The sequence below is a fragment of the Ohtaekwangia kribbensis genome, from assembly GCF_042676245.1.
Classification (GTDB): domain Bacteria; phylum Bacteroidota; class Bacteroidia; order Cytophagales; family Cyclobacteriaceae; genus Ohtaekwangia; species Ohtaekwangia kribbensis.
On the sequence record NZ_JBHTKA010000003.1, the window covers coordinates 549,342 to 573,643 of the forward strand.

A 24,302-nucleotide genomic window follows, 5' to 3' on the forward strand; every position below is an offset into this window, starting at 1 on the left:
CTATGAAAAAGAATAAACTATCTATACTTTGCTTCTTTACTGTATTGCTCAGTGGTATGTTCTCTTGCCAGACTGACCTGCTCGATCTGGCTCCTGAAACAAGCTACCCTTCCGATGCAGTATTCGATACTCCTGTTCGTATTGACCAGCAGGTAAACGGACTATATGATTTCGTTAAGGACGGTAACTTTCTTGGATCACGCTATCTTATCTATAATGATATACGTGCCGAGGAATTCATCAACCGCTTAACAAACGGTGTTACGGGTTTACAAACCTATAACCACACGTTGGTGGAATCGACTAACGAGGTTAACAATTTATGGACCGCTGCATACCAGGCCATCAATCAGATAAATGTATTTCTGAAGGGCATGGATGACAACGCTGCTACATTTGTTGCTCCTGTATTTCCTGCAACCTTTGCAGCAACAGCAGATGAATACCGTGCCGAAGCGCGATTCCTGCGAGCCGTTACGTACTATAGCTTGCTTCAGCTTTATGCACGCCCCTATGTAAATTCAAATGGTGCAGACCTTGGTCTTCCACTTCGTTTACAGGCGGAGACTAATTTTGAAAACAATAATCTGGCTCGCAGCACAGTGGCAGAAGTATATACGCAGATACTGGCCGATCTTGATTTTGCGGAACAAAAATTACCACTTACAAGAACAGGCTCTATAGCACCTAACCGTGCACACAGAAATACAGCGATTGCCTTCAAGACAAGAGTATATCTGGCCATGCAAGATTGGGATAAAGTAGTTACAGAAGCGGATAAAATTGTTTCTGCAGCTGCTCCTTTCAAAGCTTCTACCGGTGTAGCGCACCAGCTTTCATCTACGTTTGCGGCTATATGGGCTACTCCGTATCAAAGCTCTGAGAGTATATTCTCATTGCCTTTCACTACACTGGATGCTCCGGGTACTCAGAACCAGTTAGGGTATTACTACTTACCTGCTTCTGCCGGAACTCCTTCAACCAACACCGGTAATGGCGAATACTATCTGAATCGTAAAGGTATACTGGGTGACACAGCTACATTAAGTGTTGCTGACGATCGCAGAAAACAAACTACCAAAGTATATATCAAGAACTCTTCAGGTGTTATTACAGATAGTACATATTATCTGACTAAGTTCTCTTCAGCCTCACCGTATACCGACAGCTCTCCGATCATGCGCTATTCGGAAGTGTTGTTGAATCTTGCTGAGGCTATCACCAGATCAACAGAATCAGTTGACACCCGCGCACTGGAGCTTGTTAACGCTGTAAGAACACGTTCGAAAGGTACAGCTTACGATGCTGCTGACTTTGCTGATTTTAATGAATTCGTTACTGCGATTCTGAAGGAAAGAAGAGCTGAGTTTCTCGGAGAAGGACTTCGTTCGATTGACTGTATGAGATTAAACATTCCTATTCCAGGTAAAGCTACCATCTCAGCCGTTAATCCAACGGATCCTAACTATGTCTGGCCAATGCCTTCATCTGAGTTATTTGTAAACCAGTTGCTGGAAAGAAACTAAAACATAAGCATCCAATAAAAAAGGTCGTCCAAACAGACGACCTTTTTTTATTTATACTATATATAACTGATAGCTGGAGGAGATATATACTACCCCAACGCCTCCACAGCTTTTACTTCACCGGGCATCATGCGGGTGAAAAGATTTTCAATACCGGCTTTCAGCGTTACCATAGATGAAGGACAACCGCTACAAGAGCCTTGCAGTCTTACTTTCACGACACCATCGTTAAAGGAATGATAGGTAATAGCACCACCATCCTGCTCAACGGCAGGACGGATATATTCATCCAGAATGGTTTTAATTTTTTTAATCGTTTCGGTCTCTTCTTCAGCCGATGCGGATTGTTCTTCGTTTACTTCGATAATAAACTTACCGGCTTCGAGGTATTTTTTAATATACTCCTTCAGTGTGCTCTGAATTTCGAGCCACTCTACATCTTCTTTCTTGGTTACAGTAATAAAGTTGCTCGCGAAGAAAACACGGTCAACAAACGGGAACGAAAATAACTCCTTAGCCAGTGGTGAAATACCGGTGCTCTCGGCATCCGGAAAATCAAAGCTCATGGCTTCCGGCACAAGCATTTCATTCACCACAAACTTTAATGAATTGGGGTTTGGATTTGATTCCAGGTAAATATGGACATTTTTAGGAGCGGCCTGTAGCATGGATTTCTGATTTATATATGCCAACAAAATTAAGTGATTTTAGTTCACCATGCACAGGGTTGACAAAAACCTAAATAGCGCGGTCAGGATCCTCTTTTTCCAACGAATTTTCCCACCGGCTAACCACAGCTGTAGCAATGCTGTTACCGATTACGTTTGTAGCACTGCGCCCCATATCAAGCAAAGGGTCGATACCGATCAGTAACGCGAGGCCGGCCTCCGGAATATTAAAAGTTGCCAATGTACCGGCAATAACAACGAGCGATGCACGCGGCACTCCGGCAATTCCTTTACTCGTTACCATCAACACCAATAACATACTGAGTTGTGTACCCAGCGCCAGTGTGATGTTATACGACTGCGCTATAAACAACGAAGCAAAAGTCATATACATCATGCTGCCATCCAGGTTAAATGAGTAGCCTAACGGAAGAACAAAACTTACGATTTTATCCTTGCATCCAAATTTCTGCAACTCTTCCATCGTCTTCGGGAAAGCAGCTTCACTGCTGGAGGTACTGAACGCGAGCAACACTGGTTCCTTAACACGTTTAATCAAATTAATTACGCGCTTGCCTATAACTAAAAAACCTGCAAGTCCCAGCAAGAACCACAACAACGCCAGGCCTATATAAAACTCGCCTATAAAAAGCGAATACGTTTTTAGTATACCTAAGCCCTGCTTGGCAACAACCGCTGTCATCGCGCCAAAAACAGCCACTGGGGCAAAGTTCATTACATAACCTGTTACCTTGAGTATAACATGTGCAGCAGCATCAAAAGCTTTGATCACTATTTTACCTTGTTCGCCTATAGCAGCCGTTGCAACGCCAAAGAACACTGCAAAAATTACGATCTGCAGAATTTCATTTTTAGCCATCGCATCAATGATGGAACTCGGGAACATGTGATATAAGAACTCCTTCAGCGAGAAGGCTACGCGTGCCACAACACTTTCGTTGTTCTCCGGAAGAGGCAAGTGCATGGCAATACCCGGCTTAAAAATATTTACGAGCACAAGACCGAGTAAAAGACTAAGCAATGAAGCACAGAGAAACCACAGCAACGTCTTACCACCAATGCGCCCTACGGAATTAATATCACCAAGCTTGGCAACACCTACAATCAATGTACACAATACAAGTGGAGCTACGATCATCTTGATGAGTCGCAGGAAAATATCAGCAAGCAGCGAGAAGGGCTCCATCTTTTTATCACGTGCAGCCAATACTTCACTACGTTCTTTAACAACTATCTTTTTGTTTTTTTCCAGAGCCTGATACGTAACACTGTCGGAAGTTTTCTTTATCTCACTGTTGAGCGTTTCGATTTCAAAATCGGCAACCTGTATTAATCCATTCTCTTTGCTAACATAGGTTTTGTTCAGAATGAACCCCAACGTAATACCAATAAAAAGGGCAATGATTATATATAGGGTGAGTCTGCTCTTCTTCTCAGGTTTAATTTCAGCCATAGATTAAGTTCTTAACGAATTGGGTAAAAGACCTTGGCCATAGAGGCTAACAGTCATACGCTGGCGCAATATACTTGAAAAAGATTTTGCTCCGAATGTTCGTGAGTCTTACACAGCGTTTCTTCTCATATATGTGCTACTCTGCCCGCAAAGACCTTATGCGTGATGCAAAGAATAACAAGACAGAACGTTGTGACAAATGACTTTATTGGATCTTAAAGTCTGGATGTTTTGGCGCGTAACAGAAAATCTGCAAGCACGAGGGCTGCCATCGCCTCTACAATCGGCACAGCACGCGGAACAACACAAGGATCGTGTCTGCCTTTTCCACTCACCGTAGTTTCGTTACCATGCTTGTCAACGCTGGGCTGATCTTGCATAATGGTAGCAACCGGTTTGAAGGCTACGTTAAAGTAAATATCCTCGCCATTGGAAATGCCGCCTTGTATACCTCCGGAGAAATTTGTTCGGGTTTTTATTTTTCCGCCTTCGTTATAGAATTCATCATTGTGCTGTGAACCACGAAGTCGTGTTCCTTCAAAACCACTTCCGTATTCAAAACCTTTTACAGCGTTGATGCTCAACATAGCCTTGCCGATTTCGGCATGGAGTTTATCAAATACAGGCTCTCCTAATCCTACCGGAGTATTTTTAATTACGCAGGTAACAATGCCCCCGATTGTATCGCGATCCAGACGTACCTGGTCAATGAGAGCAATCATCTTTTCAGCAGTAACGGCATCCGGACAACGAACAATGTTCTCTTCGGTTTTGCTAAGATCGAGCTCGGTATAGTGCGGAGTTTTTATATCGCCAACTTCAGATACATAGGCATTGATATCTATACCATGTTGCTTCAGCAACAATTTCGCTATAGCACCTGCGGCAACACGTGCTGCCGTTTCGCGCGCTGAGCTTCTTCCACCTCCACGATAGTCGCGTATACCGTATTTACTCTCGTAGGTATAGTCTGCGTGCGAGGGCCGAAACGTTTCCGCTATATGACTATAGTCTTTGCTGCGCTGATCCTGGTTCTCGATAACAATGGCAATGGGTGTGCCGGTCGATTTACCTTCGAACACACCACTGAGTATTTTAAACGTATCGTCTTCTTTACGCTGTGTCGTTATTTTGGACTGACCTGGTTTTCTGCGGTCGAGTTCGGATTGAATATAACTTTCATCGATTTGTAAACCGGCCGGACATCCATCGATAATAACACCGATAGCGGGGCCGTGTGACTCTCCGAAAGTTGAAATCTTAAATAGGGTTCCGTACGAATTGCTCATGCGGGGTCGAAGATAGAAGAAGATGTGAAATTAATTTACAGGCAGGTTCCTTTTTGTCGGCTATTGCTTCTTAAAAATCAGGAAGACAGCGGCACCCACCATTAACACGATGAACCCGTTAAACACCCATTGCTGCCAGTGCGTATTGGCTACAGGGCGCAGCTTGTTATCGGCATTGTCGAGCTTATCGTAAAAACTGCCGAGGTCATTGGATTGAATCGCTTCATTCTTTTTACTCTCACCCGTTACATATACGGTAAGCTTCGATTTTAACGTATCGTATTTTGACTTGGCAGGATTGAAGAATACCCACTGAAAGTAATCGCCTAATTTATACTGCCCGGGCTCCTTCGGTATCATAAAGTAGTTGAATGATTTTGTACCCGTTACGCGGTTATTCTGCCGGTTAATATTCTGCTGCACGTTGGGTTCGTAGAACTCAAAATTTCCATCGCGCTTTACAATCGGTTTTTCTACGGCTGATATATTTCCTTCGCCATATATATTGAACTCATACGATGCGCTATTGCCGGTTTCAATATCCACATTTCGCATGCGCTCGTTCAGATGATAATCACCAACAGCAACAACATCTTTTAACGGATGAGGCGGCAGCGGCTTTACACTTACCCGCTTGGGCTTGCTGCGAAAAGTTTTGAAATCTTCTTTACGATTCTGTCCGAAGAACGAAGGATTTTTCGCGACTTTATATTTGATCATCTGCATATCGAAAGCGGGAAATACTACCGGCTCTGTGTTGAGCGGATATAGCGTAGCCTGGTATATTTTATACTGCGTATAATCTTTACCGCCAATTGTTACACTCTCTCCTTCTATATTTTCGATGTTAAAATTTTCTTCCCAGCAATTTGAAGGTTTTACTTTCTTGAGTATCTCCGTAATCTGTTTACCGAGTTCATAGAATTGTAATGGAGCGCGGTTATCGGCAGCTACAAAGAAAGATATAGTTGCGTTGAATCCTTCTCCTACATATACTTCATCTTTACTGGTGGTTAGGGCGAGAAAGGCATCTTCCTTTATATCGACAAATTCAGTTTCATTACGTCCGAAAAAATCATCGGGGCGATCGAAGAAATCACGAAGCGGATCGCGTTGCTGCTGTACTGCGGGACCTACCTTTACTTTTTTTCCGGGTACATTAATCGGCTTATCATTTACTTTCAATGTGAACGAAGGCACCGTAATAACACCCTGTCGCGTGGGCAGGTATGTCATGATAACACTTTGTGACGAAGAGATCTGCCCGTTGATAATATTGGTACTCGACTGGGTAGATGTTCCGCGTTTTCTGAATCCGTTTATATCCGGAAAATTATCATAGTTCTTCAACCGATCATTCTGTATGGTGATCGTTATAGTCCATGCCTGGTTCTCTCCTATTTCATCGGGACCGAGTGTGATCTGTGCAGACTGAGCATAGCTTGTTGCCGTGAAAAGAATACCTGTTAAAAGGGCTATTACTGACTTTATCGAGAAAACTATACGCATACAAAAACATTATCCTGATTAATCGTTACAAACATACTGAATAGCCCAATGGCATCTAAATAGGGTCCGTTAATCGGCAAAAAGTGTATTTTTTTAGCTGTGACGGCTTTAATTTACCGCGCTTTTGGGTAGCTTTAGTAAAAGAACACGGTTGTTCTTTTGGATTTTGAAATTAATTTTCTACCTTAACACTTGTTAGGAAAACCTATTTTTTTAACTATCAAATTTTGCCATGCTGCATTACGCAAAAACTGTTCTGACAAAAGTAAGTTTCGATGCTCTTCTGTTCGAGAAAGAGCTGCGAAAAGCTATCAAACTATTGATAGCAGATGAAGTAAATGAACTCAAGCGTTGGTGCTATACCAGGTTTGGGACAGAACACGAAGCAATTCTGAATCGTTGCTTTGTGGTTGCTTAAATTGAAAACTCATTAACCAAAAACCTCTGACCCCCGATAATAAAAATGTCGGGGGTTATTTTTTGGAAATTTTCCCGCAGAGCACGCGGATACGCGCAGAAAAAATACATCTGTCTTATAGTAAAAGTTGGGCTACAACGAGTGGGCTATACTAAATTATTCCCCTGTGATAAAGCGGATATTTCTTTTCAGTCCTTCGAGCTTGGTGCGCTTTACAGCTGAATGACGGAAGAGCTTTTGAAAAACTTCATCCGTTATTTCTTTCCAATCCTGAGTCGACATTTTTTCAAGATCGGTGTGTGCTTCAAATCGTGATTCACGATGTGGTTTTGAAAAGCTGTTCCACGGACAAACATCCTGGCATATATCACAACCGAAAACCCAGTTCTCAAATTTACCCTTCACATCAGCGGGTATTTCTTCTTTCAATTCAATCGTGAAGTACGATATACATCTGCTCCCATCTACCACGTAAGGCTGTGCTATAGCATCGGTAGGACATGCATCCATGCAGGCTGTACACGTGCCGCAGTAATCTTTTACAGGGTCGTCATACTCCAGCTTCAGGTCAATGATGAGCTCTGCCAGAAAGAAAAAACTGCCCATCTGTTTATTGAGCAGCAAACTATTTTTACCGATCCAACCCAAACCACTGCGTTTAGCCCATGCTCTTTCCATAACCGGGGCGGAGTCTACAAAGGCACGCCCGTTTATTTCTCCGGCTTCGGCCTGAAGTCGCTCGAGAAAAATTTTGAGTTTATCTTTTACTACAAAGTGATAATCTTCACCATACGCATACTTGGCAACTTTGAGATTTCCCTCAACAGCAAGATCTTTTTCAGGAAAGTAATTATAAATAAGACTCACTACCGATTTAGCACCCTGCACGAGCAACGTAGGGTCAAGCCTCTTGTCAAAATGATTTTCGAGGTAACTCATCTTTCCCTGGTAGCCACGCTTTAGCCATGCTTCCAGTTGAGGCGCTTCCTCTTTCAGAAATTCTGCTTTGGAAATTCCACAAAAGCTGAAGCCCAGCTCGGCCGCTACCTGCTTAATAAGATGAGTATATTTTGCCGGTTGCATATAGCAAAGGTAACGTAAAGCCTGTGGTTAAAATTCAGCTATAGTTTTTCAGGTAATAACTGCAACCGCTGTAGTTCCTGCTTTACCTGTGCAGGTGTTTGAAAATGAATCGTAGTCAGTCCCACCGCTTTTGCACCTTCTATATTTTTAATGTTATCGTCAATAAAAAGTGCTGAAGCGGGGTCAATACTATAACGGTCAAACAAAATGTTATAGAATTCCGGGAAAGGCTTTCGTGTTTTCTCTACGCCTGATACAACAATGCCTTCAAACCAGTGAAGAAATTCAAAATTATCAAGTGCCCACGGGAAAGTTTGCGCCGACCAATTGGTAAGTGCGTATAGCCTGTGCGATGCGCTACGCTTGAAGTACTGAAGTATCTCCACCGTTTCATGCAGCGGCCCCGGTATAGTTTCCTGCCAGCGTTCGTACCACGCGCGGATCGGCAATTCCCACTCCGGATGTTTGGCAATCAACTCCAGCGTTGCCTCTTCAAACGAACGGCCGGCATCCTGCGCATCGTTCCATTCACTGGTACATATATTCTCCAGGAACCACGTTACTTCCTCTTCGGTTTTAAAAATTTTCCGATAGAGGTAGCGTGGGTTCCAGTCAATCAATACGCCACCCAGGTCAAAAATGATCGTGTTAATAGTTTTCATGAAATATAGGGCTGTCTTTTTTTAGCTGAAACTACAGCAGATATATACTATTGAAATCGCTGCATTACTCTGTCTGAAACCATTTCCGGAGTGATACGATTCAGGCAGGCAAAATCTCCCCGAAAACATTTTTCTCTTCCGTATACTGAGCAAGGTCTGCAACTGAGTTCTTCACGACTTATCTGAATGATATTGGTATCGTATGAATAATTATAGGGACCAAAGCCTACATCCGGATGTGTGCCTCCCCAAATAGAAAGCAACGGTATACCCGATAAAGCAGCGAGGTGCATGTTAGACGAGTCCACACACAACATCAGGTCCAAGTGTTGCATAAGGGCAATCTCCTGGCGCAGTTTTAGTTTACCGGCAATCACTTCACAATGCTCCGGAAATTTTTCTTTCAATGATTCAAAGTATTTTATCTCCTTCTCGCCTCCGCCAAACAGAAAGAATTTTGCAGGCGTTTTTTGCAAGATAGACTCGATCAGTGCAGGGTAATTTTCAAGGGGCCATATTTTGGACTTATGCATAGCGAATGGAGCAATACCAATCCACTTGGTTAAGTCCATTGACTTTTTATAGCCAAACCACCCGGATGCATTTTGTATAGGCTCACCCAGCGACAGGTAGGGGGGGGGTTGTATTTTGAACGGAAAGCCTGCTTTTTCAAGAGCAAGCCTATAGCGCTCTACTGTATGCGGCAGTGGCGTTGCTATTTTATTTTCCTTGCGACTAAATGCTTTTTTCTCGGTTCTGCCTTTTTCAAACACAACTACTTTAGAACCGAAAAGTTTAAACAGTGCCCGCAAAATTTTAGTGCGGATGTGATCGTGCATATCCATCACCACATCATACGGGCCCTTGCGCATCAGCTTGCGAAACAGATCGCGCATGCCTAATATACCGGTGTACGTATAGTCTACATCCGCAGGAAAAACCGAAACACGTTCCATGTCAAAAAACATCGGACCGAATTTTGGTCTTGTTACTATGGTAACTTCTACATCCGGATAAGCAGCCGTAAGCGATCGCACCACCGGCACGAGCAAGGCTACATCGCCCATAGCAGAAAACCGAAGTATGAGTATCTTCTTCTTCAAACCTTCCTCTATTTTTTCTGACCGTATAACATCGGATTGAGCGATGCATCATTATACATCTTCATCTGGCGGTATACCTTAAATCTTCTGTTCCCATTGCCAATGTCTTCCATCAGTTCATCAAACGCAAGCTGCATATCGGTTTTCTGTTCCATCAACACAGCAAGCTTCGCCTGCGTTTTAGCAATGTGTTCAGCACTGGCATCCTTGCGTTCAGTCTGCTCCTTCATGTGGTATATCTTCAGCAGCAGAATGCTCATACGATCCAGCAGCCACGCAGGTGTTTCCGAGTTAATGCGCGCACCGGCCTTAGGCACTACATTTTTAAACTGCTCAAGAAAATAGTCATCTACTTTCTCTACCATATCGGTGCGATCCTGATTCGATTTATCAATTCTGCGTTTGATCTGTATACCTTCTGTCGGATTAATATCCGGAAGGCGAATTATATCTTCCAGATGCCATTGCACCGTATCGATCCAGTTCTTAGTGTATAATAAAAATTCAAAGCTACCAGCCGGATATGGATTTTTTACAGGCGTATCGACATGGTCGTGCACGTGATAATCCTGAATGCTTTGATCGAATATTTTATAACATTGCGTTGCTGATAGCATATTGAAATAATTAATGTCGCAATTTAACCGTTATCTGCAAATCGTTGCCAGTATGGTTAATCGTTATCTGTTATTTTTAGATCGAATTAAATTATTCGTAGATGTCATCGCATCATTTTGTAAAAGAAGGTCAGGAACCCGCCTTGCTGATTGCCGAAGCATTGTCGTTTGAACTTGCAGAGCCGTTGCTGGAGTGGGCGCCTTTGGTAGTAGTATGCGATGCAGCTCTCGATGAAGTTTTGCATTGGGGAATCAAGATTGATGTTGTACTGGGTAAAGCAACTGCCATCCATACTTTGCAAGACAAATTGATGGAACAGGCCCCGGTAAAAATACTTTCGTATCAACCCGGTGAAGATCCGCTGGAGAACGGACTTCATTTTTTAATTGCTTCGAAAAATACAGCCGTCAACATCATGACAAGTTCTGTTAAAGACACATTGCACCTCACTAAAAATTTTCCGCAGATACAAATTGTGTTGATGGATCACGACCGTAAATGGTCGCTTCATGCGCATCCTTTCGAAAAATGGGTACCGGCTGGTACATCGTTGATAATTCATCCGAACGACCCCTCTCAAAAATTTACCTTCACCGGACTAACCTCTGAAGATGAACTTGTTACAGCATCAACAGATGGCCTGATCACCATTAAATCAGATATTATTTTCTGGATCGGAGAATCGCTCTGAAATTTTTTTATCAGCATAGGGGTAAATCTTTTCCTGATTGTCATAACCTCAAAGCCTTAAAAACGTAAATTTCGCTGTTAAACGAATTCGCAAAAGCAGTGGAATTTACGGAACAGCAAGTAACACCAGCGTTGCTCAAAACGGGCGATATAACTGCTTTTGAAATGTTATTCAGAACCTACTATCAACCACTTTGCAATTACGCGTACACCTTCGTGCAGAATCGTGACGAGGCTGAAGAGATTGTACAATCAACTTTTCTTTCGGTGTGGGAGAAGCGTGAGAACCTGGAGATACGCACGGCAGTAAAGCCTTATCTCTATGCTATGGTGCGTAATGCTTGTCTCAATGTGTTAAAACACGAAAAGATCAAACAACAACATGCGGCTGTAGAATTGGCGGTAGCAGAAAAGAGCGTTGAATCTGTTACGCGTACGGTGATGGCTTCTGAGCTGGAAACGAGAATATATGAAGCCATGGAGAAACTGCCGCAGCAATGCCGCCTGATCTTCAAGCTGAGCCGCTTCGAAGAATTGAAATATTCAGAGATCGCAGAACAACTTGATCTTTCTGTAAAAACGGTGGAGAACCAAATGGGAAAAGCTCTGAAGATTATGCGTGAGCAGCTGAAGGATTATCTTCCATTATTGATTGTACTGATGAACGGATTTCTTAATTAACGACCTTGCAATACAACACGAACGATATTGACGAACTGATCGGTAAGTACCTGGCCGGAGAAGCCTCTCCGGAAGAGAACGCCTTTATAGAGTCATGGCAGTTGCAAAACGATGCCAATCGGAAGTATATAGATCAGTTCAGAACAATTTTCGTAAAAGCTTCCGCTATAAAAGAGTGGCAGGAGTTTGATACCGATGCTGCCTGGAGTAAACTTCGTTCCAAACTTCATACACCGAAAGAAGCTCGCGAGATTCCGCTGCATACACCGAAGCGCTTTTTATACCTGCGCGTTGCTGCGAGTATAGTTATTATACTTGGTATAGGGTTCTTTGTATACCGGGGTATAAGTACATCACAGACAAAACCGATACAGGTAATTTCCGACAAGCAAACAAAAGGCGATACCCTTCCGGATGGCAGCGGTGTTTTTCTGAATAAGAAAACCAACCTTACCTACTCATACGACAAGAAGAAGAAAAGCCATGTTGTAAAACTGAAAGGCGAGGCATACTTCAACATCAATCACCAGGATGATAAAAAGTTTTTGGTAGACGCCGAAGGTGTTTTCATTCAGGATATAGGTACATCTTTCAATGTAACAGCCTACCCGGAGTCTAACACCGTAGAGGTGGTAGTAGTAGAAGGTGAAGTGCAATTCTATACCGAGAATGATTCCGGTATACATCTGAAGGCCGGTGGCAAAGGAGTTTACGACAAGAACACCAGGAAATTCTCTATTGAACAACCGGAGAACAATGCACTGTCTTATAAAACAAAATTCTTCAGCTTTAGCAATGCTGACCTTGCTTCTGTAGTAGAAGCATTGAATGGTGTTTACGACAGAAAAATTGTTATCTCTAAAAACCTGCAGAGCTGCCACCTCACGGTATCATTCAACAATGAAGATATACACGAGATCGCGCAGGTAATTGCCGAGACCTTAAATCTTACCGTAACAGAAACAGGAAAAGAAATTGTTTTGGAGGGTCAGGGTTGTGAAAACCAATAGAACATTTTTACTGATCGCCTTTCTTACACTCTGGCAATTTACTTCTGCGAAGGCAGTTGAAGATCCGAAGACTCCCTTGTTGGAACGTGTTATCAGCGTGAACTTCCAGCAGGAGACATTGGCCACTGCGTTAAAAAAGATTGGTGAACTGGCAGGTTTCACATTCTCCTATAACTCAAATATACTGGATGCCAACCGCCTTATTTCCTATGAAGCTTCCAACAAAACGGTTCGCGAAGTATTAGACTATATCTTCAAAGGAAACATTCAGTATAAAGAGCGGAGAAAGCATATTATCCTGACAAAATCGGAGAATAGCTCCAAGGATACCAGGAAAGTAAGCGGGTATATTATTGATGAAGCAACAGGCGAACGTTTAAAAAACGTAAGTATATATGATCCTGTCTCACTATCGTCAGCTGTTACCGATGCTTACGGATTTTTCCAGATCGAAATACCCAGGCCATCGAATGAAGAAGTAAGTCTCGTTGTAAAAAAATTAAACTATGCCGATACGGTAGTAACAACAGGCGAGGGTAAAGGACTGCTAAACGTGCCTATAAAAATTGATAAAGAGAAGTTCAACGTGCTGGCCGATAGTGTCGGGAAGAAACTGAAACGATTCTGGCTCCTAACGAAGAACGCTACGGTACAAGCTATAAACATGATAAACATTGACGATACTCTGCATCGTCATTTTCAGTTTTCAGTGGTTCCCTTTATTGGCACCAATCATAAGCTGAGCGGAAACATTATAAATGATTACTCGCTAAACCTGTTTGGAGGTTACTCGAAGGGAGTTGAAAAACTTGAGATTGGCGGATACTTTAACGCAGTAGGTGGCGATGTACGCGGTGTACAAATTGCAGGCCTTGCCAACGGTGTGACTGGTGAAACAAACGGTGTGCAGATTGCCGGTCTCGTGAATGGTAACTTAGGAAAGACTAAGGGTGTACAAATTGCAGGTCTTCTCAACTTCAATGTTGATACTACCAACACCGTAGCATTGGCGGGGTTACTGAATTTTGGTTTGCGAGATTCGAAGGGCGCACGAGTCGGTGGCTTGGGTAATGCCACGATGGGAAAACAGGAAGGTCCGAGCGTAGCCGGACTTTTTAATTTCTCAACGCATGATGCGAGCACCACACAGGTAGCAGGCTTACTTAATTTTACTGCAGGCTCTATGAACAATGGAGCACAGGTTGGCGGTCTGGTAAATTTTGCTGCGCACGATGTGCAAGGTGCCCAGGTTTCTGGACTGCTGAATTTAGCGGGAGGAAAAGTAACGGGAACGCAAGTGGGTGTTGTTAACTATGCCACTAAAGTAAACGGACTTCAACTCGGATTTCTGAATATATCCGATAGTATAAAAGGTGTACCGATTGGTTTCTTAACCTTTGCCAGCAGAGGCGGCTATCATAAAATTGAAATTTCTGCTGACGAGATCTTCTATACCAACGTAGCTTTCCGTACAGGCGTACGAAAATTCTATAACATATTTACCGCAGGTGCCAAGCCCGAAACATTTAACGATTCTGAAACTATATGGACGTTTGGCTATGGATTGGGAACTGCTCCGCGACTTTCCAACACACTATATCTCAATGTAGACCTTACGGCTAATCAGGTGGTAAAAGGAAGTTGGACCGATGCTGTACACATGATTAACAAGCTATATCTTGGTGTTGATTACCAATTTGCACGCAAGATGTCTGTTACGGCAGGTGTTACGCTGAACGTCTACATCACAGACACAACGTATCAGAATTACCCCGATATATTTACCAACTACAAACCGCATTACTTTTCAGAGCACACCAGCAGCAACGATATAAACAGTAAATGGTGGTGGGGAGCAAAAGTAGGGCTCCGGTTTTTATAGTGCCGGAGCTAGTTCTGTTACAGGCTGAGGTTTTCTTCCCAGCTCTCGCAATAGTCTTCCATGACTGGCTAATGCACCTATGAATGTCGGCTCTGCCTTATATGGTAGTCCAAATTCTTCTGCAGTCTGCTTTACTATTTTGGAAATGCTGCGATAATGCACATGGCATATATTCGGGAACAGGTGGTGTTCTACCTGGTAATTCAATCCACCTACATACCAGGAAAGAATTTTATTGCCTTGTGCAAAGTTTGTCGTGGTATATAACTGGTGTATAGCCCAGTTGTTCTCCAATCTACCTTCTTCGTTAGGCAGCGGATACTCAGCTTCTTCATTTACGTGAGCCGGCTGAAAAATTACAGCCAGTATAAAACCTGCTACATAATGCATGGCAAAGAAGCCGATAAACCATTGCCAGCCAGTTACACCGATCGGGAATATAAACATGGGTATAACCAATATATAGAACAGGTAAATAACTTTGGTAGCGATTAATATAGTCCATTCCGTGCGGATGTCTGCCTTCTGATTTTTTACAAGACCATCTTTTTGATAGCGCACAATACGAACAAAGTCCTTTACAAATACCCACACAAATGTCATCAGGCCGTATACCAGCCATGCATATATATGCTGAAACTTATGTATACCTTTCCAGTCGCTGTGCGGAGTCATTCTTAATATACCACGGGGGCTGATATCTTCATCTACGTCATGAACATTCGTATAGGTATGGTGTAACACGTTGTGCTGCACTTTCCAGTTAAAAGCATTACCGCCCACTACGTTTAACGAATACCCTAACAATTGATTAACCCATTTCTTATTGGAGTACGCTCCGTGGTTGGCATCATGCATAACCGACAATCCGATACCGGCAACACCACAGCCCATAATCAGGCAAAGCAGCAACATAAGCCATACGTTAGTAACAACACCGGTTATCATCAGGATGTAGGGAACAAGGTATATCACGAACATAAAGGTTGTCTTAACCTTCATTTCTGAATTTGCATAGCGTGATATATTGTTGCTTTTGAAGTACTCGTTTACGCGTTGATTCAGTGTAGCAAAGAAATCATTACGAGAAGATGAAAACTTGATTGACGTGGTTGACTTCATGAAAAAACAGGGAAAAATTTACAGGTATTAGTTCAGGTGGTGGTGAAAAAAAAATTACGTTTTTTAAAAGTACGTATTATTACAATAGTAACGAGTGTTAGCGGCTGCGTATTTTATAGCGTTAAACTATATTTTATGTACCTTATTTAAAGTAAAAACAGCGGGCACGGCAGGGAGCTCCTGTTTAAAAACAGCTAAATGTATAGCACCCTATTCGGACGCTATACAACAGCATGTAACTTTTTAAGAATGATTAATTTAATTCAGCAATAACTGTTCTGCCGCCTTTGGTGATATCACCGATCTTGCAGGTAACTTTTGTATCGAGTGGTAGAAATATATCTACACGTGAACCGAACTTGATGAAGCCGAATTCCTCACCTTGTTCCAACGCTTGTCCTTCTTGTACATAGCATTTTATCCGGCGTGCAAGCGCCCCAGCGATCTGGCGGAAGAGGATTTCAACTCCGCTCTTCGTCTTAACAACAACCGTTGTTCGTTCATTCTCCGTGCTTGACTTGGGGTGCCACGCTACCAGATATTTACCGGCATGGTAACGATAAAAGCTGATGATACCACCAATCGGCATACGGTTAACGTGTACGTTTACGGGTGACATGAAAATGGAGATCTGCTTTCTTCTTCCTTTCAGATACTCGGTCTCTTCTGTTTCCTCAATCACTACCACCTTTCCATCGGCCGGTGCAAGGATTTGTTTTTCGTTCTTTGTTATCGCGAAGATCGGATTTCTGAAAAACTGAAGGATCAACAGGTAGAAGATAACACTGGAGAGGATAACACTGTTTTGCACCAATGCACTGGCAGGAAAGAAATAGAACACTGCCCAGTTCAATGCAAAAAGAATGAGAAGTAATACGAACAGTAATATGCGGCCCTCGCGGTGAATGGTCATGATCGTTATAGTTTAATACGTATAGTTTCTGTTAAAATAAAAAAAGCACAGCAAGTGGATGAGACTTGCTGTGCAAATTTAGTCTGATTTTCCGGGATGGCGATTCACGAAAGCGAGAAATTACAGCTTCGGTATTTCTGAATCTTTCGCGTAAGCCTGTTAATATCCTCCGCGGAACTTGTATGTCTTCGAAACCTTATCGATCGCTACCATATAGGCGGCAATACGCATTGGCACTTTATACTCCTGAGCTGTTTTATACACATTATTGAAAGCATCTTTCATGATCCGGTCACTTCTGCGGTTTACACGATCGGCTGTCCATTTATAGCCCAGGCGGTTTTGTACCCACTCAAAATAAGACACGGTAACACCGCCGGCATTCGCCAGGATATCCGGCACTACAACAATTCCTTTTTCATTGATGATACTATCAGCTCGGGATGATGTAGGCCCATTAGCACCTTCAACAATGAGTTTTGCTTTTATGTTGGTTGCATTTGAACTGGTGATCACATCTTCTGTTGCTGCAGGTACCAGCAGATCAACCGGCAGGGTAAGCAACGCTTCGTTGCTTATTTTTTCTGCGCCATCAAAACCTTCCAGCGATCCTTTGTTGGCATCTCTATACTTTACAGCCTTCTCGATGTCCATACCTTTTTCATTATAGTATGCACCCGAAAGATCACTAACAGCCTGTACAATCAAACCGCGTTCGTGCAGCAGTCGTGCTGCCCATGAGCCCACGTTACCAAAGCCTTGCACAGCACAGGTTGCTTTGTACGGATTGATCTTTAGTTTTTCCATGGCAGCCATCGCAGATACCATCACACCACGTCCGGTTGCTTCGGTTCTTCCAAGAGAGCCACCCATCACAAGTGGTTTACCGGTTACAACGGCATGGGTAGTCATTCCCTGGTTACGTGAGAACTGGTCCATGAGCCACGCCATCTCGCGAGGTCCTGTTCCCATATCCGGTGCCGGTATATCGCGGTCGGGGCCGAACACGTCCGCCATTGCTTGTGTATAGGCGCGCATCAATCGTTCAATTTCTCCGGCAGACATTTCACGCGGGTTACATGTTACACCGCCTTTAGCACCGCCATAAGGTATATCTACTACAGCACACTTCCAGGTCATCCATGCAGCAAGTGCTTTTACTTCATCGAGGTTTACATGCGGGTCGAAACGAATTCCTCCTTTCGAAGGACCAAGTATAGTGGAGTGTATAACACGGTAGCCTTCAAATACACGGATGCTTCCATCATCCATAGTTACCGGCAGTGATACGATCACTTGTCGGGCTGGATTCTTCAAAACGTTATAGATCTCTTCTTCCAGTCCGAGAATTTCAGAAGCCACTTTAAAGCGCGACATCATAGCCTCGAAGGGATTCTCTTTATCCTTAAGCGGGGCCGGTTCAATGTATGCCATAGATTAAAATTTAGAAATCAGTTGATGAATGTTTAAACCCGAATGTTTTAAAAAACCACTCGAAAACGGTTGCAAAGATAGATAAATTCAACACTCGCCTTCTCGTTTCAGAACAAAAGGTGGTATTACAGCCAAATGAAACAGAGTATTTTTGGAAGAGCTGCATCTTGTGAAATTTCATTCCGTGTAAACGCTTTTCGCAAAAGTTTATTTTTTACAGCTACTCTATACGATGAAAGATAGCCAAATTGATTTTCGCATACCAATGTGAGCCGCATATATTTATGAAGGCATCTGTTGTATATATCATAGGTATAAAATCAAACCTGACGTTTCGCATCGTACCTTGTTTTATGATCCTACAGGTTTAGAAGTGAACGGAAGCACGAGGTCACGCCATGCTATACCATCACAAAAATTTTTTTCTTAACAAGAAACTTTATACCGGTATAAAAATAACGTGTGGTATAGTTCGATTTCATTTCTAAATTTAATCAGTGGGATATCGCAGCGTGTTACACCGACTTTATATTCGTTTTACTTTAAAATTATAAATGCTCATGAAAAGAAAAGCAACTGCCGTTTGGAATGGCTCCGGTAAAGATGGCAATGGCCACCTCTCCACCCAAAGCACTGTGTTAAACAAAACACAATACTCGTTCAACTCCCGCTTTGCCGAAGGCGTTGGTACTAACCCCGAAGAACTGATCGCAGCCGCACATGCCGGATGTTTTACCATGAAACTCAGCTTCGTATTGCAAGAGGCAGGGTTTACTGCTGACGAACTTTCTACCGACTGCACCATTACATTCGACAATGGCGTGATCACAAAGTCTGAACTTACACTCAAGGCGAAAGTTCCGGGTATATCCCAGGAGAAATTCGATGCAAGTGCTAAAGATGCCAAGGAGAACTGTCCTATTTCCAAACTGTTGAATACAGACATCAGCCTCAGCGCATCGCTGGTATAGTTGTTCATGAAGAGAACAGGTTATCACTCCGATTGATCTGTTCTCTTCACACAACTATCTTCGGATGTAGTTAACGCTCCCTGCGTTTATACCGGATGCCCAGAATGATAATGGCAATATTCAGTACAATGGAAGTAATGTTAGTGGCAATAATCGGTAAATCTTCGCGAAGAATGCCGTACCAGATCCAGAGCGAAAGCCCGGCCAGCAGAATTACCAGGTAGAACAAGGATATATTCCGGGCTTCTTTCTCCCGGATAATTTTTATCAGCTGCGGCAACAACGATATAGCTGTGCAAATACCGGCAGCAATTCCTATAATTTCCGTTGACATTTTAGCGAAGCACCTGCCTCAGGGTATACTGAAGACTTTATATTCTTTACCCATGCTTTGTTGCCAGCGACAATTCGCTGGGCAGTGCTTTTATATACTCATCGCCTATACGGATGGTATAAATAAGACCTCTTGATTTGATTTCACGCGGGCGACCGTATACGATCCCCTCTCTGTTTCTATACACAATAGAATCTCCGTTTTTTATCTTTTCCATATTGACAAATCTTTCTTTCCTGCATCGTTACAAAATTCCATGCCAGTCTATAAAATCATTTTTATGGAATAGTTTTTTACTCACTCTCGACTGTCCCAGACAAAAAACATTACCCATTAAAAATACATTCACCATGAAAGACAACAAGAAAATGAGTTATCGTCCACACTCACCAGAATCCAACAACCCCATGGTTCGTGAACTGCTGGAGTGTGTTATTGCCTGTGAAACCTGTGCTACAGCATCGTTGCAGGAACGTGAAGTAAACATTATGACCCGCTGCATAGAACTGAGTCGTGAGTGTGCCGAGATCTGCGTGCAGACGGCCCGCTTTATGGAACGCGACTCTGAAATACTGCCGAGCTTTTTGCGCGTATGTGAAGAAGCCTGTCGCATGTGCGCTGAAGAATGCCGTAAACATAGCCATGAACATTGCCAACATTGTGCAGAAGTCTGCGAACGCTGCGCAGAAGCCTGCCATGAATTTGACGGCAGCATAGAACTTAAATCCTAACAACAACAGCAACACTATAAAAAACTAATAAGCCCGCACCAGCGGGCCTATTAGTTTAAGATATATATCTGGGAAGAACTATTTCTTCTTCGGCAGCCTGAACCTCAGCCTCACCTTCACTTTGTCTTTTACCACTTCATCATCGCGTTTTGTCGCTGTCCACTTCGGACCAGCCTTAATGAGGCGTATTACTTCTTCATCACATCCATACCCTATACCTTTCAGCACTTTAAAGTCGGTAAGTTTACCGGAAGGCTCTACGGTAAATTGTATCGTTACCTTACCTTCTATTTCATTCTGAAGTGCAAGCTCCGGATATTTAATATTTTTTTCGAGGTATTGTTTATAGGCTATTCTTCCTCCCTCTGGTGTAGCAAATTCGATGGTAGGTCTCTCCTTTTCAGTAATGTTTTCTGCACCATATCCCATCACTACCACTTCACTAAGCTGCGATACATCCTGCTCCAGTTCTACATCAACCTTATCAGTATTTGCATCAACCTCTTTACTCTGCATACCGATGAAAGAAAAAACGAGATCGGTATCTTTTGTATTCTCTGTAGTCAATTCATAGTTTCCCTGCATATCCGTTACGGTTCCTACATTACTGTCTTTTACCATTACGTTTACACCGGGTAATCCTACACCTTCCTCAGCAGATCGTACCTGTCCTCGAATTATACGCGTGCCGGATATATAGCCGTTCATAGCCGGCTCTAACTTTATCGCATTACCTTGCACAGTTGTGTCGGCTTGTGATGAACTGTATCTGAAACCGGCATCCTCTTTCTTCAATTCTAAACTTGCCTCACGTTTTCGTATAGACGTAGCAGCTACCGGTTCCCTCTCTTCCAACGCTTTGCTAATTTCCTTGTCATCAAATTTATCAGCTATTGCTTCGTCGGATACTTGTTCGTCAGCTGGTACCGATGCCATTTGCTCTACTTGTTCCGTTATAACAGCTTCCTCCACGGGCTGTGGTTTTATCACCGGAGACTTCGCTGTATATTCCTGTATACCGAGAGTAACTTTCTCAGGTATCTTTTCCTCACTTTTACCTGCCGCTGATTGGTCAAGTGATTTCGGTCGCTCCGCCGGTATATCTTTATTCTCCGAAGGTATATTTTGTTCTGGTTTCGTCTCTTCGGTTGTCTTCTCAGCAGGAGCAACGGTTTCTTTATTCACCGCCAGGTCATTCGAAGAATTGTTTTGCAACAAACTATAGACAACAAATCCCGATACAGCCAGTAGTGCAAGTCCCGCAGCCATACGCATCGGCCATGCCCACATCGGTATAACCTTTTCCCGCGGTGATTGTATACGTTCCCTAAGCGATGCCTGAAGCGCGTGAAGATCAGCCTCCAGTTCATCGTTCGGTATACCTCCGGCACCTTCCAATGCTTCTGCCAGGAACGGGTCGCTCAATGCCTTCCGCTCCAGGGCGTGCATCTCGGCCGGTGTCAGTTCACCTTTCAGGTATCGTTCAATATCGTTTTGCAAATCAGCCATGTTGATCCATGCAGATCTTCAAATTGCGTTTACCATTCTGTATATAGCTCTTCACTTTGTTATCGTCATAGCCCGTAAGCTGTACAATTTCTTTATAGCACTTCTGCTGTAAGTAAAACAACTGCACACACTGTTTCTGTTCAACCACCAGCGTATCCATGCACTTTTCCAATTTACTAAGATTTGTCTCCATTTCAGGCTCATCATCCAGATGAAAAACGGTGTCGTTTTCCATAAAGGAAGGCGATATTTCTTCGAATTTTTTTCCTTTGCCTGCCCGGAGCTGCATCAGGCAGTGATTCCGGGTCGTAACGTAAAGCCAGCTTTTAAAGTGCGCTACCTCGTGTTCCTTCAGCGTAACCACAAGCTTTTCAAATATCTGCATCACAGCATCGCGACTTTCTTCTCTGTCTTTCAGGTACTTCAGGCACACTCCGTATACCAGCGACATATAGCGGTTGTATAGTTCTCCCAGCACAGCAAGCTCACCATAACGCCTGTATTCCAGCAGGAGGTCGGCATCGGTTAATGACTTATGGACTTTGAAAGAAGACATGTTCGTTTGAAAAATAGAAAAAAAATTCCAACTGGCTTATGGAATCTTTTTACAGACTGCATCTCACAGGCAAAACAAAATATACGGGTTATGAAAAAATATATCTGGATAGTTGCTGCGCTGATAATATTCAGTACAGGATTTGTATCACCTGAGTCGCGCGTCATCACCGGCAAAGTAACGTACGCCAAAGATGGAAGTCCGTTACCCGGAGTAACGGTTATACTGAAAGGAACTACTACGGCAGCCGTAACCGATCATGCCGGTGTCTATAAAATTACAGTACCGGCCAAAGGTGGCACGCTGGTGTTTTCATTTATAGGATTAAAATCCAAAGAAGTAAAGATCGGAACGACCGGTACCCTGAACGTTGCATTGGAAGATGATGCCAAAGAACTGGAGGAAATTGTTGTTATGGATTATGCAACCAAACAAGAGGCAAAGTCTTTTGCTTATTCAACAGCAGCCGAACCAATAGCCGCGCCATCTGTTGCCTATGACCAGATCGGATATGCTGACCTTGAGCTGCAGGAAAAATGGAACACCGAAGAGTACGATGCTATACACGAGAATATATTTCACGATGCTATACGTAATCCACTTTCAACTTTTTCTATCGATGTTGATGCAGCATCCTATAGCAACATCCGCAGGTTCATTAACAATGGCAATCGTCCTCCGAAAGATGCCGTGCGCATTGAAGAGATGGTAAACTATTTTGATTACGACTATGAACAACCGAAGCGTGACGATCCTTTTGCTGTAGTAACGGAAATTTCATCTGCTCCGTGGAATGCAAAACATAAACTGGTACATATAGGCTTACAGGGAAAGAAGATTCCCACCGAAAAATTACCGGCTTCCAACCTTGTGTTTCTCATTGATGTATCAGGCTCTATGGACGAACCGAATAAACTTCCCTTGTTAAAGTCTTCTTTCAAAATGTTAGTGGAAGAACTTCGCCCGCAAGATCATGTAGCGATAGTAGTATATGCCGGTGCTGCAGGACTCGTCCTCGAACCAACATCAGGTGCAGAGAAAAAGAAAATAATTGAGGCGCTTGATCGTCTGGAGGCAGGTGGATCAACGGCAGGTGGTGCCGGTATAAATTTAGCTTATGCAACTGCACGCGAGCACTTCAAAAAAGATGGCAACAACCGTGTTATACTCGCTACTGATGGCGACTTCAACATTGGCGAATCGAGCAACGCTTCCATGGAACGTTTGATCGAAGCGAAACGCCAGGAAGGAATTTTCTTAACCGTATTAGGCTATGGCATGGGTAACTATAAAGATTCCAAAATGGAAACACTGGCCGATAAAGGCAATGGTAACTATGCCTATATAGACAACATTACCGAAGCCCGTAAAGTATTGGTAAATGAATTTGGCGGAACACTCTTTACGATTGCTAAAGATGTAAAACTGCAGATCGAGTTTAATCCTGCACATGTAAAAGCATATCGCCTCATCGGGTATGAAAACCGAATGCTGAAGAGTGAAGACTTCAACAACGATAAAAAAGATGCGGGCGAACTGGGTTCCGGACATACAGTCACTGCGTTGTATGAAATTATACCGGTAGGTGTTGAAAGTGAGTTCTTCAAGATTGATGAGTTGAAATACCAGACTACGAAGATCGATCCGGCAGCTAAAAAGTCTGATGAATTGATGACGATCAAGCTGCGCTATAAGAATCCGAATGAAGACGTTAGCAAACTCATTGTACATCCTTTAAAAGATAACAACATAGCACTTGCTAAAACATCCGATAACTTTCGCTGGTCAGCATCGGTGGCAGCCTTCGGTATGTTGCTGAGAGAATCCGAGTATAGCAAGAATTATACTTATGATGATGTAGTACAACTTGCCCAAGGTGCCCGCAGCACAGATAAGGAAGGATACCGCATCGAGTTCATCAATATGGTTAAATCATTTGGAATAGTGGCGAGCCGTTAAAATAATTTTTTTATTGAAAAGCTGTCTTTCTTTACGAAGGCAGCTTTTTTATTTACCTTTTACATTGGCTCAGAAAAGATATTGTTCATTCTTTTCTTTAGGGAGATAATTCCACATTTAACTTTGCCGTATATAAGGAATGTGAATTTTGCTTATTTTT

The 24,302-nt window shown here is 43.0% G+C and carries 24 protein-coding genes; 9 read left to right on the top strand and 15 right to left on the bottom strand.

What is annotated here, in order from left to right; translation table 11 throughout:
- Positions 1-2: 2 nt before the first annotated feature.
- Positions 3-1,526 carry a RagB/SusD family nutrient uptake outer membrane protein gene (locus ACFQ21_RS12965; protein ID WP_377579622.1) on the top strand — a complete coding sequence of 508 codons (1,524 nt, stop codon included), beginning with the start codon at positions 3-5 and terminating at the stop codon, positions 1,524-1,526.
- Positions 1,527-1,615: 89 nt separating this feature from the next.
- On the opposite strand, the gene ACFQ21_RS12970 is transcribed toward ACFQ21_RS12965, so the two are convergent.
- The 4 genes from ACFQ21_RS12970 to ACFQ21_RS12985 all read right to left on the bottom strand — a co-directional run bounded on the left by ACFQ21_RS12970 (position 1,616) and on the right by ACFQ21_RS12985 (position 6,466).
- Positions 1,616-2,194, bottom strand: coding sequence for a NifU family protein (locus ACFQ21_RS12970; RefSeq protein WP_377579624.1), 579 nt, complete (start codon positions 2,192-2,194; stop codon positions 1,616-1,618).
- 70 nt (positions 2,195-2,264) lie between these two features.
- Positions 2,265-3,668, bottom strand: coding sequence for a dicarboxylate/amino acid:cation symporter (locus tag ACFQ21_RS12975; protein WP_377579625.1), 1,404 nt, complete (start codon positions 3,666-3,668; stop codon positions 2,265-2,267).
- Between the two features lie 215 nt (positions 3,669-3,883).
- The gene (gene aroC, locus ACFQ21_RS12980) at positions 3,884-4,957 is read right to left on the bottom strand and encodes a chorismate synthase (RefSeq protein WP_377579626.1); all 1,074 of its coding nucleotides are present in this window, start codon (positions 4,955-4,957) and stop codon (positions 3,884-3,886) included.
- Positions 4,958-5,017: 60 nt separating this feature from the next.
- Positions 5,018-6,466 carry a BatD family protein gene (locus ACFQ21_RS12985; protein WP_377579627.1) on the bottom strand — a complete coding sequence of 483 codons (1,449 nt, stop codon included), beginning with the start codon at positions 6,464-6,466 and terminating at the stop codon, positions 5,018-5,020.
- A gap of 232 nt (positions 6,467-6,698) precedes the next feature.
- Here ACFQ21_RS12985 and ACFQ21_RS12990 point away from each other — a divergent pair, with 232 nt between their 5' ends.
- Positions 6,699-6,884, top strand: coding sequence for a hypothetical protein (locus ACFQ21_RS12990; RefSeq protein ID WP_377579628.1), 186 nt, complete (start codon positions 6,699-6,701; stop codon positions 6,882-6,884).
- Between the two features lie 156 nt (positions 6,885-7,040).
- On the opposite strand, the gene queG is transcribed toward ACFQ21_RS12990, so the two are convergent.
- From queG to ACFQ21_RS13010, 4 genes are read right to left on the bottom strand one after another with little or no spacing between them, the layout of a single operon-like run.
- Entirely contained in the window at positions 7,041-7,967 is a 927-nt protein-coding gene (queG, locus tag ACFQ21_RS12995) for a tRNA epoxyqueuosine(34) reductase QueG (RefSeq protein WP_377579629.1), read from the bottom strand.
- Between the two features lie 38 nt (positions 7,968-8,005).
- Positions 8,006-8,629, bottom strand: coding sequence for an HAD family hydrolase (locus ACFQ21_RS13000; protein WP_377579630.1), 624 nt, complete (start codon positions 8,627-8,629; stop codon positions 8,006-8,008).
- A 47-nt stretch (positions 8,630-8,676) separates the two neighbouring features.
- On the bottom strand, positions 8,677-9,732 hold the full coding sequence (locus ACFQ21_RS13005; protein WP_377579631.1) for a glycosyltransferase family 9 protein: 1,056 nt from the start codon (positions 9,730-9,732) through the stop codon (positions 8,677-8,679).
- A gap of 8 nt (positions 9,733-9,740) precedes the next feature.
- On the bottom strand, positions 9,741-10,349 hold the full coding sequence (locus tag ACFQ21_RS13010) for a DUF4254 domain-containing protein (protein ID WP_377579632.1): 609 nt from the start codon (positions 10,347-10,349) through the stop codon (positions 9,741-9,743).
- A 101-nt stretch (positions 10,350-10,450) separates the two neighbouring features.
- Between ACFQ21_RS13010 and ACFQ21_RS13015 the strand changes: the two genes are divergently transcribed.
- From ACFQ21_RS13015 to ACFQ21_RS13030, 4 genes are all read left to right on the top strand, one after another.
- A complete protein-coding gene (locus ACFQ21_RS13015; protein WP_377579633.1) occupies positions 10,451-11,041 on the top strand; it encodes a thiamine pyrophosphokinase in 591 nt (196 codons plus the stop codon).
- A gap of 98 nt (positions 11,042-11,139) precedes the next feature.
- A complete protein-coding gene (locus tag ACFQ21_RS13020) occupies positions 11,140-11,721 on the top strand; it encodes an RNA polymerase sigma-70 factor (RefSeq protein ID WP_377579634.1) in 582 nt (193 codons plus the stop codon).
- Positions 11,722-11,726: 5 nt separating this feature from the next.
- Complete coding sequence (locus ACFQ21_RS13025) at positions 11,727-12,731, top strand: FecR family protein (protein ID WP_377579635.1); 1,005 nt, start codon at positions 11,727-11,729, stop codon at positions 12,729-12,731.
- The gene (locus tag ACFQ21_RS13030) at positions 12,718-14,613 is read left to right on the top strand and encodes an STN domain-containing protein (RefSeq protein ID WP_377579636.1); all 1,896 of its coding nucleotides are present in this window, start codon (positions 12,718-12,720) and stop codon (positions 14,611-14,613) included. Before ACFQ21_RS13025 ends, ACFQ21_RS13030 begins: the two co-directional genes overlap by 14 nt.
- Here the strand turns inward: ACFQ21_RS13030 and ACFQ21_RS13035 are convergent.
- The 3 genes from ACFQ21_RS13035 to ACFQ21_RS13045 form a co-directional block, all read right to left on the bottom strand.
- Positions 14,608-15,735 carry a fatty acid desaturase family protein gene (locus tag ACFQ21_RS13035; RefSeq protein ID WP_377579637.1) on the bottom strand — a complete coding sequence of 376 codons (1,128 nt, stop codon included), beginning with the start codon at positions 15,733-15,735 and terminating at the stop codon, positions 14,608-14,610. The two genes, ACFQ21_RS13030 and ACFQ21_RS13035, sit on opposite strands and share 6 nt — an antisense overlap.
- A 253-nt stretch (positions 15,736-15,988) precedes the next feature.
- Positions 15,989-16,648 (bottom strand): phosphatidylserine decarboxylase family protein, encoded by a 660-nt coding sequence (locus ACFQ21_RS13040; protein WP_377579638.1) that lies wholly within the window; start codon positions 16,646-16,648, stop codon positions 15,989-15,991.
- Positions 16,649-16,807: 159 nt separating this feature from the next.
- Positions 16,808-18,082 (bottom strand): Glu/Leu/Phe/Val family dehydrogenase, encoded by a 1,275-nt coding sequence (locus ACFQ21_RS13045; protein ID WP_377579639.1) that lies wholly within the window; start codon positions 18,080-18,082, stop codon positions 16,808-16,810.
- 560 nt (positions 18,083-18,642) lie between these two features.
- Here ACFQ21_RS13045 and ACFQ21_RS13050 point away from each other — a divergent pair.
- On the top strand, positions 18,643-19,053 hold the full coding sequence (locus tag ACFQ21_RS13050; protein ID WP_377579640.1) for an OsmC family protein: 411 nt from the start codon (positions 18,643-18,645) through the stop codon (positions 19,051-19,053).
- 70 nt (positions 19,054-19,123) lie between these two features.
- Here the strand turns inward: ACFQ21_RS13050 and ACFQ21_RS13055 are convergent, their stop codons facing one another.
- Both ACFQ21_RS13055 and ACFQ21_RS13060 read right to left on the bottom strand, forming a co-directional pair.
- On the bottom strand, positions 19,124-19,387 hold the full coding sequence (locus ACFQ21_RS13055; protein ID WP_377579641.1) for a SemiSWEET family sugar transporter: 264 nt from the start codon (positions 19,385-19,387) through the stop codon (positions 19,124-19,126).
- A 46-nt stretch (positions 19,388-19,433) separates the two neighbouring features.
- Positions 19,434-19,604, bottom strand: coding sequence for a hypothetical protein (locus ACFQ21_RS13060; protein ID WP_377579642.1), 171 nt, complete (start codon positions 19,602-19,604; stop codon positions 19,434-19,436).
- Between the two features lie 133 nt (positions 19,605-19,737).
- On the opposite strand from ACFQ21_RS13060, the gene ACFQ21_RS13065 reads away from it, so the two are divergent.
- Positions 19,738-20,118: a four-helix bundle copper-binding protein gene (locus tag ACFQ21_RS13065; protein WP_377579643.1), complete on the top strand. Its 381-nt coding sequence runs from the start codon at positions 19,738-19,740 to the stop codon at positions 20,116-20,118.
- Positions 20,119-20,196: 78 nt separating this feature from the next.
- Here the strand turns inward: ACFQ21_RS13065 and ACFQ21_RS13070 are convergent, their stop codons facing one another.
- Together ACFQ21_RS13070 and ACFQ21_RS13075 are read right to left on the bottom strand one after the other, a co-directional pair.
- Positions 20,197-21,627 carry a TonB family protein gene (locus tag ACFQ21_RS13070; RefSeq protein ID WP_377579644.1) on the bottom strand — a complete coding sequence of 477 codons (1,431 nt, stop codon included), beginning with the start codon at positions 21,625-21,627 and terminating at the stop codon, positions 20,197-20,199.
- Positions 21,620-22,183, bottom strand: coding sequence for an RNA polymerase sigma factor (locus tag ACFQ21_RS13075; RefSeq protein WP_377579645.1), 564 nt, complete (start codon positions 22,181-22,183; stop codon positions 21,620-21,622). Before ACFQ21_RS13075 ends, ACFQ21_RS13070 begins: the two co-directional genes overlap by 8 nt.
- 90 nt (positions 22,184-22,273) lie before the next feature.
- On the opposite strand from ACFQ21_RS13075, the gene ACFQ21_RS13080 reads away from it, so the two are divergent.
- Positions 22,274-24,142: a YfbK domain-containing protein gene (locus ACFQ21_RS13080; protein ID WP_377579646.1), complete on the top strand. Its 1,869-nt coding sequence runs from the start codon at positions 22,274-22,276 to the stop codon at positions 24,140-24,142.
- The last annotated feature ends 160 nt before the right edge of the window (positions 24,143-24,302 follow it).

Coding starts and splice junctions, on each gene's coding strand:
- ACFQ21_RS12965 (WP_377579622.1), top strand. CDS start 3: ATGAAAAAGAATAAACTATCTATACTTTGCTTCTTTACTGTATTGCTC.
- ACFQ21_RS12970 (WP_377579624.1), bottom strand. CDS start 2,194: ATGCTACAGGCCGCTCCTAAAAATGTCCATATTTACCTGGAATCAAAT.
- ACFQ21_RS12975 (WP_377579625.1), bottom strand. CDS start 3,668: ATGGCTGAAATTAAACCTGAGAAGAAGAGCAGACTCACCCTATATATA.
- aroC (WP_377579626.1), bottom strand. CDS start 4,957: ATGAGCAATTCGTACGGAACCCTATTTAAGATTTCAACTTTCGGAGAG.
- ACFQ21_RS12985 (WP_377579627.1), bottom strand. CDS start 6,466: ATGCGTATAGTTTTCTCGATAAAGTCAGTAATAGCCCTTTTAACAGGT.
- ACFQ21_RS12990 (WP_377579628.1), top strand. CDS start 6,699: ATGCTGCATTACGCAAAAACTGTTCTGACAAAAGTAAGTTTCGATGCT.
- queG (WP_377579629.1), bottom strand. CDS start 7,967: ATGCAACCGGCAAAATATACTCATCTTATTAAGCAGGTAGCGGCCGAG.
- ACFQ21_RS13000 (WP_377579630.1), bottom strand. CDS start 8,629: ATGAAAACTATTAACACGATCATTTTTGACCTGGGTGGCGTATTGATT.
- ACFQ21_RS13010 (WP_377579632.1), bottom strand. CDS start 10,349: ATGCTATCAGCAACGCAATGTTATAAAATATTCGATCAAAGCATTCAG.
- ACFQ21_RS13015 (WP_377579633.1), top strand. CDS start 10,451: ATGTCATCGCATCATTTTGTAAAAGAAGGTCAGGAACCCGCCTTGCTG.
- ACFQ21_RS13035 (WP_377579637.1), bottom strand. CDS start 15,735: ATGAAGTCAACCACGTCAATCAAGTTTTCATCTTCTCGTAATGATTTC.
- ACFQ21_RS13040 (WP_377579638.1), bottom strand. CDS start 16,648: ATGACCATTCACCGCGAGGGCCGCATATTACTGTTCGTATTACTTCTC.
- ACFQ21_RS13045 (WP_377579639.1), bottom strand. CDS start 18,082: ATGGCATACATTGAACCGGCCCCGCTTAAGGATAAAGAGAATCCCTTC.
- ACFQ21_RS13050 (WP_377579640.1), top strand. CDS start 18,643: ATGAAAAGAAAAGCAACTGCCGTTTGGAATGGCTCCGGTAAAGATGGC.
- ACFQ21_RS13055 (WP_377579641.1), bottom strand. CDS start 19,387: ATGTCAACGGAAATTATAGGAATTGCTGCCGGTATTTGCACAGCTATA.
- ACFQ21_RS13060 (WP_377579642.1), bottom strand. CDS start 19,604: ATGGAAAAGATAAAAAACGGAGATTCTATTGTGTATAGAAACAGAGAG.
- ACFQ21_RS13065 (WP_377579643.1), top strand. CDS start 19,738: ATGAAAGACAACAAGAAAATGAGTTATCGTCCACACTCACCAGAATCC.
- ACFQ21_RS13070 (WP_377579644.1), bottom strand. CDS start 21,627: ATGGCTGATTTGCAAAACGATATTGAACGATACCTGAAAGGTGAACTG.
- ACFQ21_RS13075 (WP_377579645.1), bottom strand. CDS start 22,183: ATGTCTTCTTTCAAAGTCCATAAGTCATTAACCGATGCCGACCTCCTG.
- ACFQ21_RS13080 (WP_377579646.1), top strand. CDS start 22,274: ATGAAAAAATATATCTGGATAGTTGCTGCGCTGATAATATTCAGTACA.